This is a genomic window from Ureibacillus thermophilus (genome assembly GCF_004331915.1).
GTDB lineage: Bacteria > Bacillota > Bacilli > Bacillales_A > Planococcaceae > Ureibacillus > Ureibacillus thermophilus.
Genome location: NZ_CP036528.1, coordinates 2,592,720 through 2,605,316, shown reverse-complemented (window position 1 = coordinate 2,605,316; position 12,597 = coordinate 2,592,720). Strand labels below are relative to the sequence as shown.

The window sequence follows — 12,597 nt, the reverse complement described above, 5'->3', positions numbered from 1 at the left end:
GATTCTCAAAAGTAATAAATAGGCCCAAAATAATAATGTATTTTCTCCAGAAAGGATGCACTGAAATGAAAGGTTTTGATCAAGTTGATGGGAATCAGTTTGTCGTTTTTTCACTGAACGAACAATTATACGCGTTTTTTATTGAAGAGGTCGTTGAAATTTTGCGGGTTCCGTCCATTACGAGCATACCAGGCATCAACCCATATATTGAGGGAGTGATAAATCTAAGAGGAAATATCATTCCGATTGTAAATTTACATAAACGTTTTCAATTGCCTACCCCTGAAAAAAACAAGAAAAACCGAATCGTTATTGTACAAGGGAAAAACGAAAATATTGGGCTGCTCGTAGATAAAATCAACATGGTAACAAAATTTGATGAAGAGCATGTGGAGCCTGTTTCGAATAATCAAACAATAGAAGAAGACATCGTCATCTATTATGCAAAACATAAGGAACAAGTCATCGGAGTGTTAAATCTGGAAAAAGTTTTATATGACAACCATCATGTTAGTTAGAAGGTGCAATTATGGCTGAATTTGATGTATCGAACTATTTAGGTGTTTTTTTAGATGAAGTTGACAAACAGCTGCAAATTTTAGATGCAGAAATACTTCATTTAGAAAAAGATCCAAACAATGTGAAGACGATTGAAAATATTTTTAGAGCTGCTCACACATTAAAGGGTTCTTCCGCATCCATGGGATTTGAAAAAATGAAAGAGTGCACCCATCATTTGGAAAACATCTTTGATCAAATCCGGCAAAAGAAGATTCAAGTCACTCCTGCGATCATCAACATTATATTCGACTGTATCGATTTAATTCGACGCATGAAAGAATCAATCATTGACGGAACTTTGGATGATATGGATATACAGCCTTTCATCAAACAGTTGGGGGCATTACATACAAATCAAGCGATACATCATTCAAAACTAGAGCAGGTGCAACTGACGGAAGAGTATGAATTAGATGAATATCAAAAAGATGTTTTGCGCAATGGTTTAATCCTTGGACATAACGCTTATGAAATTAAGATTCAGATATGTAAAGATTCCTTAATGAAAAGTGTAAGGGCATTATTGATACAAAATGCCATCAGTGAAATAGGGGAAATCATTGCTACTTTCCCAAGTGTTGAAGTAATGGAAAATGAAGATATCTTTCAAGGAAATATGTGTTTCATAGTTTTAACTATGAGAACGAAGGAAGAACTGCTGGAATGTATTAGCCAGCTTTCTGAGATTGAGCAAAGCAGCTTAAAAGAAATTTCAAAAACAGCTATATTTGATGAATCGACAAGCCAAAAAGAACCGCGTGAAACAGAGGAAACTAAATTTAATAAAAAAGAAAAGGCCAACCAGCAAAAAAAGAAAATTTCTTCGACGGTTCGAGTGGATGTAGAGAGGTTGGAATATTTAATGAATCTTGTAGGGGAATTGGTGATTGACCAAACAAGATGATGGAGGAAATTGCTTCATCGGCATCATCGTTAAGCAAAATGGCAGAAAATATGCAAACAATGTTAAACCGGTTTACCGTATAAGGAAGCGTATTTACATTGCATCATAAGTATGTTAATATTAAGAAAAATTAAATAAGTTTGTCGCTTATCTACTAGGGGAGTCCAATAGCTTGGACTGAGAAAAGAACGCGCTTAAGTTCTTTGACCCTTTGAACCTGATCTGGGTTATACCAGCGTAGGGAAGTAGATAGCGGGAGTGTATGTGTTTGTTGCGTACGTTTCGCTATTTGCGTTCCATCGGGTTCTCTTAGAGAACCCGATTTTTATTTCCGCATATATTCTCCTATCTCCGCCCCGCGTTTTGGTGTAACTTCAGATCCTAAATCATTATTTTAAGGGAGAGGCGTTACATGCAAAACATCAAATCTTTCATGCAATTTCCTGCGAGTAAAAAAGTGTATGTCGAAGGTTCAAGACCGGATATTCGTGTACCGATGAGAGGAATTACGTTAAGTCCAACAAAGACAGAAACAGGAATCATCGAAAATGAACCTGTTCGTGTTTATGACACAAGCGGTCCTTACACCGATCCTGATTTTCAGCCGGACATTCAAAAAGGATTGCCGCCGCTAAGAAAACGCTGGATTTTAGAAAGGGGCGACGTTGAAGAATACGAGGGGCGTCCAGTGAAACCGGAAGATAACGGATTCCGTAATGAGAAGCAATCAGAAATGACTCTGCCTTTCGAGAGAAAACCACTGCGCGCAAAAAAAGGAAAAACTGTAACACAAATGCATTACGCAAAACGAGGGATTATTACGCCGGAGATGGAATTTGTTGCGATTCGCGAAAATATAGATCCGGAAATCGTGCGTCAAGAAGTTGCCGAAGGCAGAGCGATTATTCCTTCGAATATTAACCATCCGGAAAGTGAACCGATGATTATTGGGAGTCGTTTTCATGTAAAAATTAACGCGAATATTGGTAATTCCGCAGTCACATCATCCATTGAAGAAGAAGTCGAAAAAATGCTTTGGGCGGTGCGCTGGGGAGCAGACACGATTATGGACTTATCGACGGGAAAACACATTCATGCGACACGAGAATATATTATTCGCAATTCCCCTGTGCCTGTCGGGACGGTTCCGATTTATCAAGCGCTTGAAAAAGTGAACGGCGTCGTTGAAGACTTAACGTGGGAAATTTACCGTGATACGCTCATCGAACAAGCGGAACAAGGGGTGGACTATTTTACGATTCACGCGGGGGTGCTGCTTCGTTACATACCGATGACGGTAAACCGAACGACTGGCATTGTTTCACGCGGCGGCTCGATTATGGCGCAATGGTGTTTAGCCCACCATGAAGAAAACTTCTTATACACGCATTTTGAAGAAATATGCGAGATTTTGAAAACGTATGATATTGCAGTATCGCTTGGAGACGGGCTGCGTCCAGGCTCGATTGCCGATGCGAATGACGAAGCACAGTTTGCTGAATTGGAGACGCTTGGAGAATTAACGGAAATCGCTTGGAAGCATGATGTGCAAGTGATGATCGAAGGGCCAGGGCATGTGCCGATGCATAAAATTAAAGAAAATGTCGATAAGCAAATCGAAATTTGTAAAGGTGCGCCGTTTTACACATTAGGACCGCTTACGACCGATATCGCGCCGGGATATGACCACATTACATCCGCGATTGGAGCGGCGATCATTGGCGCATACGGAACGGCGATGCTTTGTTACGTGACGCCGAAAGAGCATTTAGGACTGCCGAATAAAGATGATGTGCGCGAAGGAGTGATCGCTTATAAAATCGCAGCACACGCGGCCGATTTAGCTAAAGGACACCCGGGAGCTCAACGGCGGGATGACGCGTTATCAAAAGCGCGCTTTGAGTTTCGTTGGAACGATCAGTTCAACCTTTCGCTTGATCCAGATCGAGCTCGGGAATATCATGATGAAACATTGCCGGCGGAAGGGGCGAAAGTTGCGCATTTTTGTTCAATGTGCGGGCCGAAGTTTTGCTCGATGAAAATTTCACATGAGCTGCAAAAAACGGTGAGAGAAGAAGGGATGAAGCAAAAAGCGAAGGAGTTTGTCGAAAATGGCTCATCTCTCTATCGATAATGTTTAAGAGTTACAAAAGGAAATTACCGAACTGAAGGAGAAAATTCTTAAAATGGAACAGCAAATTGCCCCTATTCAAAAAATTGCCAGCGAAATTTTTTGAGACACCGTTTATGCGAAAATGTGTCAAATGCCATTATATAGAAATTTTAAATTATTGAATATGTAATTGGGTGAAGGGGATTGTCAAATATATAGCTACTCCATCTCCCGTTTTGCAGGTGGAAATCGGGAAATGGAGTAGCTTTTTGATTTTTGTTTTTAGTCATTTCTTTTAAGTTTTTTTCCAATGAATTGTCCTATAATTAGAATGCTGAAATAAACTGTAAAGGTTAATTATTGTAACAAAGAATTATACTCGACTATATTTCAATTTGAAATTTGGATTTTATTAGAAAAAATGAGGCTGGGACAAATCTAAAAAAACATCATTTTCTCCAAGGAGAAAATGATGTTTTTTTGATATGTTATTAAAATTGATTTCCGTTCCGGGGACGCTTTCCGCGGGCCCGGCTCGAGCCTCCTCGGAGCTCATTACTTCGCTCCTGCGGTGTCTCGAGACACGGGCTGTTCCCGCAGGAGTCGCCCCGTCACTCCAATCAATTTTTAGTTATATCAATTTTTTATCAAAACTCTTTCAACTGCCCCTTTAATTTTTTGTTTATGTCCCAGCCTCATTTTTTAGGCCAAATGAGCCCGATAACCATTCCAATCACGGCTGGAAGCATCCATCCGAGGCCGAGGTCGTAAAGAGGCAAATAATTGGAATAGAAAGTTTTGATGGAATCAAATATGGATACACTTGCACCTGGCAGGCTTGCAACAAGCGTGCTGTAACCGTCAAAGAAGCTTACAAAGAATGTGAAAATCATGGCGGAAGCATAGACACTTCTCTTGCTACCATATAAAGGAGCAAATAAAGTTAATAGAATAAGCACAATAGCTAAAGGATACAAAAGCATTAAAACAGGTATGGCAAATTGAATAATGTTGTTCAAACCAAAGTTCGCAATCGTAAATGATACGAGACACAAAATCAATACGAACCATTTGTAGCTGATTTTCGGAAACACTTGATTAAAAAATTCACTGCATGATGTAATGAGCCCAATGCTTGTCTTTAAACAAGCAAGAACAATAATAATGGCAAGTAGGATGGCTCCATAGTCACCAAAATAGTGCTGCGCAACAGCTGCAAAGATTTGGCCTCCATTTTCGAATGTTCCGATGGCGGAAACGCTGGAAGCACCCATATATGTAATAAGTCCATAAATAAGAGCCATTAGCGCCATGGCAAAAACGCCAGCTTTCAGAGTCGATTTGGCAATTTCTGTTTTATTCGTGATTCCCCGACCTTTAATCGCATTAATAACAACAATTCCAAATGCCAATGATGCGAGAAGATCCATTGTATTATAGCCTTCTTTAAATCCGGTAATAAACGCAAGATTGCTGTAATCACCTGTTGGTTCCTGGAATGTGCCCATCGGCTTGATAATGGCAATCACGATTAAAACGAAAAGGAATAATAAAAAGGCAGGAGTTAAATATTTTCCTATATAGTCCACAATTTTTGCTGGATTTAATGAAAAATAATAGACAATAGCAAAAAACACAAAACTGAAAATGCCTAAATATAAAGTGCTGTATCCAGGATGGATATATGGTTCAAATCCAACAACAAAAGGCACGGTTGCGGTTCTTGGAATGGCAAAGAATGGGCCGATTGTTAAATAGAGGGCAATAGCAAAAGTAACGCCAAAAATTGGAGAAATTCGTCCAGCAAGTTCCCTCAAACTATTGCTGCCGGATAGGCCAAATGCGACAATTCCTAAGAATGGAAGTCCAATGGCGGTAATTAGGAATCCAATTAAAGCTGGCCAAAAATTTGTACCGGCAAGCTGCCCCATTTGGATTGGAAAAATTAAATTCCCCGCTCCAAAAAACATCCCAAACAGCATCGTACCAATAACCGCATAGGTAGAAAATGAACTGGATTTCTTCATATATCATGCTCCTTCTTTGGTGAATATGCCCCATTGTATCAACTTTTATAAAAGGAATCTATGCAAATTGGAAAAGTAGAAAAATATGAAATTTTTACTTTTGGTTTGAAATTATTAATATTTTTATTATTTGGGAAATTCGAACAAATTAATTTAAGTAACCCTGAATGTTTAAAAATCAGAAAATTGAGAATTGTATAAAATTTAACTTTACAAGAACTTTTGTTCGTGATATTGTGTTAGTATAATATGCGGAGGGGTTGGTTGTATGGGATTTTGGGATGAGGATTTTAACAATTTTGAGAAGAAACAAAAAGATCAAAATCAGAAGGACAGTTCCTTCATCAACCCGTATTTATGGGGGGAGCAGACAAATATCGGATTTGAAAAATATAAAAATAGTTTTATTCGAATTGATACTTCGATGGAAACGAATCCCCAATTTCCAATCATCAACGGATGGGCAAGTATCATTTCAATGAATGAAGGAGCACAAACAATCGGATATCTTTATTTTAAAATATATAACTGTTATTTTCTTAAACCTCCTGAATTATTATCTGTAGCAAGTGGTTTTTCTGAAGAAGAATATCGTATGATTTATACTTTTTCCGGACATTTCCATAATGAGTTGGATGAATATTATTTAAAATTTATCTTAGTTAATGAAATTTCTCTGAATGAGGAATATCAACACAAAGGAATTGAATTGAAAACATTAATTGAGTTAATCAACTTGTGCCGTATCTTAGATATTGATTATGTATTACTAAAGGATTTTCCATTATTGGAAAAGAAATATTTTGAACAAAGTCAACATAATAAACAATCAGTAAAATTAGCTTTTTTCCAAAATAAGCTAGTTTTTGACGTTTTCTATTTAAAAGATGAGCAACCAGTGATTGTATTGGATATTGGCCATATTTGATGGACTTGTTAATACATACTTTTAGGCACCATGTTTCAGCATGGTGTTTTTTATTTGTAGTATAATTTAATGATGGTTTTTATCTAAAGGAAAACGAAATAAATTTTTTATTATAGAAGATTAAACAAGAGATTGACAAACAATTATATTAAATATATATTTTATATTGCGAATGAGAATTATTATCAATAACAAACTAAGAGGTGTAAGACAATGAATTTTAAGCGATATTTATCCGTTTTATCCTTTGCATTGATTTTATTATTAGTCCTTGTCGGTTGTTCAGAACAATCCGATGACAACAAATCAGAAGAATCAAAATCTAGCACAGAAAATAGTGAATCAAGTACTGAATATCCAATCGTCATTAAACATGCTTTTGGTGAAACGGTAATTGAAGAAAAGCCAGAACGTGTTGTAACGATTTCTTGGGCGAACCATGATGTTGCTCTTGCTTTAGGGGTTGTCCCAGTAGGTTTCTCAGCTGCTAACTACGGAGTTCAAGATGACAGCGGTATGCTTCCTTGGACAAAAGAAAAATTAAAAGAACTTGGCGTTGAAAGTCCAAATATTTTCCAAGATACAGATGGTCTTGATTTCGAAGCCATTGCAGATGCTGAACCGGATGTAATCCTTGCAGCTTATTCCGGTATTACACAAGAAGAATATGATCTTTTAAGCCAAATTGCTCCGGTTGTCGCTTATCCGGAAACTCCATGGGTGATTTCTTGGAGAGATCAAATTTTATATAACGCCAAAGGAATGGGCATGGAGGAAGAAGGTAAGCAATTAATCAAAGACACTGAAAACTTGATCCAAGAAAAAGTAGGCCAATATCCTGAAATCAAAGGCAAAAAAGCTGCTTTCGCTTCCATCAGTGCAGCGGACTTATCAAAATTCTACATCTATACAACCCAAGATCCTCGCGGGGAATTCCTTGAGGAGTTGGGTATGCAATATCCGGAAGGTCTAAAAGAATTATTTGGCGATCAGGACAGTTTCTATATTGAAATGAGTGCGGAAAATGCAGACGCGCTGAATGATTTGGATATCATCGTAACATACGGAGATGAAAACACATTAAAAGCTCTTCAAAATGATCCGATTTTAGGAAAAGTGCCTGCGATTCAAAAAGGTGCGGTTGTAGTCATCGGGGATAATACACCATTGGCGGCAGCCGGCAATCCGAATCCTCTTTCCATTGCGTACACCATTGATGAATACCTAAGTTTATTGGCGGAAGCGGCTAAAAAGCTAAATTGATATGATGAAAGAATCCGTTTTGAAAGAAAAACGTCAAATCCTCATCCCGAAAAAAATTGTTACCTTGTTTATTGTTTTGATCATATTGCTTGGTGTTTGCATCATTGCTTCCTTGCTTTTCGGCTCCCGCATTATCGGATGGACGGATATAATGGATGGATTATTCCATTCGAATGTGGATTCCCATGAAGCGAATGTTGTAAGGCAAAGGGTTGTTCGCACCATTTTCGGCATCATGTGCGGGGTCGCTCTGGGAGTATCGGGAGCTTTAATGCAATCGGTTACCCGTAATCCGATTGCGGATCCGAGCATTTTGGGAGTGAATACGGGAGCAGCCCTTTTTGTCGTGAGTGGAATTGCATTTTTCCATATCACCTCTGCAAGCCAATATATTTGGTTTGCCATTGTTGGAGCGATGATCACTGCGATATTCGTCTATTCGGTCGGTTCAATGGGAAGCGGTGGTGCAACACCATTGAAGCTCGTATTGGCTGGGGCCGCGACAAGCGCCATACTGTCTTCGCTTGTATCGGCCATTATGATTCCACGCAACAATGTCATGGATCAGTTCCGCTTTTGGCAAGTGGGCAGCGTCGGTTCCGGCACTTGGGATTCCATTGCGATTTTTCTTCCATTTTTGTTGGCTGGACTAATCATTGCCCTCGTTACTGCTCCTGCGTTGAATGCGTTGCTATTGGGGGATGAGGTTGCGACAAGTTTAGGTGTACGGATTGGGTTCATTCGGCTCCTTGCCGCATTTGGCGGAGTATTATTGTGTGGTGCTGCAACAGCTCTCGCAGGGCCGATTGGATTTGTCGGTCTGCTCGCAACACATGTCATTCGATTGATCATCGGACCTGATATGCGATATGTTATCCCCATGTCTGCCCTTACAGGAGCCATCATCTTAACATTTTCCGATGTATGCGGCAGGATATTGGGAAGTCCTGGGGAATTGGAGGTTGGCGTTGTGACAGCCTTTATCGGAGCCCCGATTTTAATATTCATTACAATGAAAGCGAAAGTTCGTGAAATATGATGAACGAAACATTGCAGTTAATTCGTACAGCCCGATCAAGAAGATTTCGCCGCTTTGTGCTTATGACATCATTGCTTTGTTTGATTTCATTTGCCCTGTGTTGTTTGATGCTTATGCTCGGCAATACCATTTATCCTGTAAAAGATGTCATACGGGTGCTTCTCGGCGAAGAAGTGAAGGGCGCATCCTTTGCGGTTGGAACGATTCGGTTGCCTCGGATGGTGGCTGGACTGTTTGCAGGTTTCGCCTTTGGAGCGGGGGGCTATGTGTTCCAAACGATGCTCAGGAATCCATTGGCCAATCCGAATGTCATTGGCATTACAACAGGGGCAAGCGCTGCAGCAGTTTTTTGCATCGTCATCCTTCATGCAAGTCTGACAATGACTTCAATTGCTGCGGTAATTGGCGGTTTGTATACGGTTTTAGTCATTTATGTACTGGCTAAGGGAAATTCTTTTTCCATTGGACGATTGATTCTGATTGGTATTGGAATACAGGCGATGCTCAATTCCGTCATCTCCTATCTGTTGCTGATTGGAAGTCAGCACGATTTGCCGACAGCATTACGCTGGCTGAGCGGCAGTTTAAACGGATTAAAAATGGAAACTCTTTATCCAATGATTATTACCGTAAGTATTTTTAGTCCGATTTTAATGTTTTACGGAAGGCGATTGGAAATGTTGGAGCTGGGAGATCAAACCGCCACATCTCTTGGTGTGAACGTAAATTTAACCAGAATTGTGTTGATTATCAGTTCTGTGATGATGATTGCGATAGCTACAGCCACTACAGGGCCGATCGCATTCGTTGCCTTTCTATCGGGGCCTATCGCCAATCGCATCATGGGTTCCGGCTATTCCAATATTGTTCCGGCAGGGCTCGTCGGCGTCATTCTGGTGTTGGCTGGGGATTTAATCGGTCAACATGCCTTTGAAGCGAGATATCCTGCAGGGGTGATTACAGGAGTGCTTGGAGCACCTTATCTGCTTTATTTATTAGTCCGTTTGAATCGAAAGGGTGGTTTGTAATGTTTCCTACACACGTGCTGACAGCGGAAAATCTTTATGCAGGTTACGATAAAAAGACCGTTTTGCAAGATGTGACCATTTCCATTCCCAGCAATAAAATCAGCGTAATCATCGGCGGGAATGGATGCGGCAAATCGACATTGTTAAAGACGATGGCAAGATTAATCAAACCGACTGGCGGCCAAGTGATGCTGGATGGGAAACCGATTCATCAAATTCCAACGAAACAATTGGCTCGTGTGTTAGGATATTTGCCGCAATCACCCATTGTTCCGGAGGGAATTACCGTTGTTGACTTGGTCGGTCGGGGAAGATTCCCGCACCATTCGTTTTTAAAAGGATGGACGAAAAAAGATGATGAAGCGGTCAGCGAAGCGATGGAAATCATGAACATCACAGAGTTGGCGGATCGATATATCGATGAGCTTTCCGGTGGCCAAAGACAGCGGGTATGGATTGCAATGGCCCTTGCTCAACAGACGGATATACTGTTTTTGGATGAGCCGACAACTTATTTGGATATTACGTATCAAGTGGAAATACTCGATATGTTGACAGAATTGAATCGAAAACGGGGCACAACGATCGTATTGGTGCTCCATGATATTAATTTGTCAGCCCGTTATGCGGATCATATTTTTGCCTTTCAGCAAGGGAAGCTGGTGGCGGAAGGGACTCCGTCAGAAGTGATCAACAGCCGATTGATCAAAGACATTTTTGGACTCGACTGCACGGTCATTGAAGATCCGGTTTCCCATTCCCCATCCATTGTGCCTATTGGAAGATATCATAATCATCTGGTGAATTGTTAAGAGGAGTTTTTGCAGCCGCCTGGAAAGATTTCGTCTTTCTGGCGGTTCATTTTTTTGAATTGCTGATTGTGCGTTTCTTAGGGTTGGCGGATAAGTCTGAGAGTATGGCGGATATCTTCTTAAAAGCGGCTGATACGTGAATCGAATTGGCGGATATCAAGAAAATGAAAGCCCGATTAAATGCCTAACTAAATAAAAAAGCGAACAAGAAAACCTAATAGCTTTCTTTGTTCGCTTATTTTTCATCTATTGGATATTTGAAGCCGTTTTTAACGCTTCTTCCACCGCATTTTCCAAATCGATGATGGAATCAGTAGGTTCAAAGCGTTTCAGTACTTGTCCATCTGCATCTACCAAGAATTTGGTAAAATTCCAACGAATGTTTTTGCCATCCAGAAAATGTGGATGGATTTCCTGAATTTTGGATTTCAGCATTTTTTCTTCAAAGTCGATGCCAAATTCCCGGCAATTTGCTTGTTCCTTCAAGTATTGGAAAAGCGGATGTGCATCTTCTCCATTCACATCAATTACTTCAAAAATCGGGAATGTTACACCGAAGTTCATTTTGCACATTTTTTCTGTTTCCGTTCCGTCTTCAGGGTTTTGCTCTGCAAATTGATTGCTTGGGAAACCTAAAATAACAAAACCTTGGTCTTTAAACTTTTCATAGAGTCTTTGCAAATCTTCAAATTGATAGGTAAAGCGGCAGTGGTTTGCGGTATTGACAATTAAAATTGTTTTATTTTGATATGTTAACATCGATAAAATTTCGCCATTTGGTTTTTTTACAAGAAAATCATAAATTGACATGATGAAATCACCTTCTCAATTATTTCTATTCATTGATTATTATATAATAATAAATATAAAAGTTCGACAAACACGCCCCGGTTCAATATGGGCAAAAGGGAGCAGGAGGTAACTTTTATGGAATTTTTTGAAGCAGTAAAAAATCGACGGTCCATTCATGCATTGGAAGATGTAGCTGTAGTGCCGGATGAAAAAGTAATTGAAATTGCAGAGTCGGCATTAAATCATGCACCAACTGCATTCAACGGGCAAGAAACACGTGTGGTCATTTTATTTGGAGAACATCATAAAGAACTTTGGAACGATGCAGAAAAAATAGCCCGCGAGAAAAACAAGGGGGATTTTTCCCGTACAGAACAAAGAATTAATTGGTTCCGCAACGGGCATGGGACGATTCTATTTTTCCAAGACAGGGAAGTGATTGAAGGGTTCCAGGAAAAAATGCCTCATCTCCATGATGCATTTGAGGAATGGTCTCAACAAAACCAAGGCATGCTGCAATATATAATTTGGACAGGTTTGGAATCGGTAGGCTATGCTGCATCCCTTCAACATATGGAAGTGAATATTAGACCTGAATGGAATGTACCAAAAAGTTGGAAGCTCATAGCTCAAATGCCTTTTGGCAAACAGGCGCAGCCATTAAAAGAAAAAGAAATTGTTCCGGCAGAAAAGAAACTCATTGTGATTAAATAAAGTTGAGAGCCTTGATTCAGGGGAAGTATCTGGAGTTGAGAAGTATAAATATCGGAATCTTTTATGATGGAAATGATCAGCTTGCGAAAGTCGACTGGACTTATTTTGCAAGCTTTTTTCATTAATAAGACTTTTTATCTTTCTGTTTTTCAATTTCCTTTGTCAAATATTGAATTTGACTTTCAAGTTTCTTGATTCTTTCATCGTATGGGTCATTGGATGGTTGGTGGGATTGAAGATCTTCAAGTGCCATGATTTGTGCATAAGTTGAGATTATTGCTCCTACGATTTGTATAATATTTCCAAATAAAGATAATTTTATACGTCTGATTTCGAATGAATTATTGCCAGTTTTGTTTGGTGGCGTCTGATTTTCTGGATTCGGTCGAAAAATAGGGTAAAATTCATTGTTCATC

At 39.6% G+C, this 12,597-nt stretch carries 13 protein-coding genes and 1 riboswitch; of the genes, 10 read left to right on the top strand and 3 right to left on the bottom strand.

The window, feature by feature from the left end; translation table 11 throughout:
* Positions 1-65: 65 nt before the first annotated feature.
* From DKZ56_RS13005 to thiC, 4 genes are all read left to right on the top strand, one after another.
* A complete protein-coding gene (locus DKZ56_RS13005) occupies positions 66-518 on the top strand; it encodes a chemotaxis protein CheW (RefSeq protein WP_208650371.1) in 453 nt (150 codons plus the stop codon).
* 11 nt (positions 519-529) lie between these two features.
* Positions 530-1,465: an Hpt domain-containing protein gene (locus tag DKZ56_RS13000; RefSeq protein WP_208650370.1), complete on the top strand. Its 936-nt coding sequence runs from the start codon at positions 530-532 to the stop codon at positions 1,463-1,465.
* Positions 1,449-1,574 carry a hypothetical protein gene (locus tag DKZ56_RS15775; RefSeq protein WP_281275660.1) on the top strand — a complete coding sequence of 42 codons (126 nt, stop codon included), beginning with the start codon at positions 1,449-1,451 and terminating at the stop codon, positions 1,572-1,574. The genes DKZ56_RS13000 and DKZ56_RS15775 overlap by 17 nt, the downstream gene beginning before the upstream one ends.
* A gap of 37 nt (positions 1,575-1,611) precedes the next feature.
* Positions 1,612-1,726, top strand: a riboswitch (TPP riboswitch).
* Between the two features lie 151 nt (positions 1,727-1,877).
* A complete protein-coding gene (gene thiC, locus DKZ56_RS12995) occupies positions 1,878-3,599 on the top strand; it encodes a phosphomethylpyrimidine synthase ThiC (protein WP_208650369.1) in 1,722 nt (573 codons plus the stop codon).
* A gap of 674 nt (positions 3,600-4,273) precedes the next feature.
* On the opposite strand, the gene brnQ is transcribed toward thiC, so the two are convergent.
* Positions 4,274-5,605, bottom strand: coding sequence for a branched-chain amino acid transport system II carrier protein (brnQ, locus tag DKZ56_RS12990; protein ID WP_208650368.1), 1,332 nt, complete (start codon positions 5,603-5,605; stop codon positions 4,274-4,276).
* Positions 5,606-5,873: 268 nt separating this feature from the next.
* Here brnQ and DKZ56_RS12985 point away from each other — a divergent pair, with 268 nt between their 5' ends.
* The 5 genes from DKZ56_RS12985 to DKZ56_RS12965 all read left to right on the top strand — a co-directional run bounded on the left by DKZ56_RS12985 (position 5,874) and on the right by DKZ56_RS12965 (position 10,675).
* Positions 5,874-6,533, top strand: coding sequence for a hypothetical protein (locus DKZ56_RS12985; protein WP_208650367.1), 660 nt, complete (start codon positions 5,874-5,876; stop codon positions 6,531-6,533).
* 213 nt (positions 6,534-6,746) lie between these two features.
* Positions 6,747-7,796: an iron-siderophore ABC transporter substrate-binding protein gene (locus DKZ56_RS12980; protein WP_208650366.1), complete on the top strand. Its 1,050-nt coding sequence runs from the start codon at positions 6,747-6,749 to the stop codon at positions 7,794-7,796.
* 1 nt (position 7,797) lies between these two features.
* On the top strand, positions 7,798-8,835 hold the full coding sequence (locus DKZ56_RS12975; RefSeq protein ID WP_208650365.1) for a FecCD family ABC transporter permease: 1,038 nt from the start codon (positions 7,798-7,800) through the stop codon (positions 8,833-8,835).
* Entirely contained in the window at positions 8,832-9,863 is a 1,032-nt protein-coding gene (locus DKZ56_RS12970; RefSeq protein WP_208650364.1) for a FecCD family ABC transporter permease, read from the top strand. The genes DKZ56_RS12975 and DKZ56_RS12970 overlap by 4 nt, the downstream gene beginning before the upstream one ends.
* Positions 9,863-10,675 carry an ABC transporter ATP-binding protein gene (locus DKZ56_RS12965; protein ID WP_208650363.1) on the top strand — a complete coding sequence of 271 codons (813 nt, stop codon included), beginning with the start codon at positions 9,863-9,865 and terminating at the stop codon, positions 10,673-10,675. Before DKZ56_RS12970 ends, DKZ56_RS12965 begins: the two co-directional genes overlap by 1 nt.
* Before the next feature lie 246 nt (positions 10,676-10,921).
* Here the strand turns inward: DKZ56_RS12965 and DKZ56_RS12960 are convergent, their stop codons facing one another.
* Positions 10,922-11,485, bottom strand: coding sequence for a glutathione peroxidase (locus tag DKZ56_RS12960; RefSeq protein ID WP_208650362.1), 564 nt, complete (start codon positions 11,483-11,485; stop codon positions 10,922-10,924).
* Positions 11,486-11,602: 117 nt separating this feature from the next.
* On the opposite strand from DKZ56_RS12960, the gene DKZ56_RS12955 reads away from it, so the two are divergent.
* The gene (locus tag DKZ56_RS12955) at positions 11,603-12,181 is read left to right on the top strand and encodes a nitroreductase family protein (protein WP_208650361.1); all 579 of its coding nucleotides are present in this window, start codon (positions 11,603-11,605) and stop codon (positions 12,179-12,181) included.
* Between the two features lie 121 nt (positions 12,182-12,302).
* Here DKZ56_RS12955 and DKZ56_RS12950 read toward each other — a convergent pair whose 3' ends face one another.
* On the bottom strand, positions 12,303-12,596 hold the full coding sequence (locus tag DKZ56_RS12950) for a hypothetical protein (protein ID WP_208650360.1): 294 nt from the start codon (positions 12,594-12,596) through the stop codon (positions 12,303-12,305).
* Between the last annotated feature and the right edge of the window lies 1 nt (position 12,597).

Bases quoted from the DNA above. Each gene is read 5' to 3' on its own strand.
- DKZ56_RS12955 (WP_208650361.1), top strand. From the start codon at position 11,603: ATGGAATTTTTTGAAGCAGTAAAAAATCGACGGTCCATTCATGCATTG.
- DKZ56_RS12985 (WP_208650367.1), top strand. From the start codon at position 5,874: ATGGGATTTTGGGATGAGGATTTTAACAATTTTGAGAAGAAACAAAAA.
- DKZ56_RS12960 (WP_208650362.1), bottom strand. From the start codon at position 11,485: ATGTCAATTTATGATTTTCTTGTAAAAAAACCAAATGGCGAAATTTTA.
- DKZ56_RS13005 (WP_208650371.1), top strand. From the start codon at position 66: ATGAAAGGTTTTGATCAAGTTGATGGGAATCAGTTTGTCGTTTTTTCA.
- DKZ56_RS12965 (WP_208650363.1), top strand. From the start codon at position 9,863: ATGTTTCCTACACACGTGCTGACAGCGGAAAATCTTTATGCAGGTTAC.
- DKZ56_RS12975 (WP_208650365.1), top strand. From the start codon at position 7,798: ATGATGAAAGAATCCGTTTTGAAAGAAAAACGTCAAATCCTCATCCCG.
- brnQ (WP_208650368.1), bottom strand. From the start codon at position 5,605: ATGAAGAAATCCAGTTCATTTTCTACCTATGCGGTTATTGGTACGATG.
- thiC (WP_208650369.1), top strand. From the start codon at position 1,878: ATGCAAAACATCAAATCTTTCATGCAATTTCCTGCGAGTAAAAAAGTG.
- DKZ56_RS12980 (WP_208650366.1), top strand. From the start codon at position 6,747: ATGAATTTTAAGCGATATTTATCCGTTTTATCCTTTGCATTGATTTTA.
- DKZ56_RS13000 (WP_208650370.1), top strand. From the start codon at position 530: ATGGCTGAATTTGATGTATCGAACTATTTAGGTGTTTTTTTAGATGAA.
- DKZ56_RS12970 (WP_208650364.1), top strand. From the start codon at position 8,832: ATGATGAACGAAACATTGCAGTTAATTCGTACAGCCCGATCAAGAAGA.
- DKZ56_RS12950 (WP_208650360.1), bottom strand. From the start codon at position 12,596: ATGAACAATGAATTTTACCCTATTTTTCGACCGAATCCAGAAAATCAG.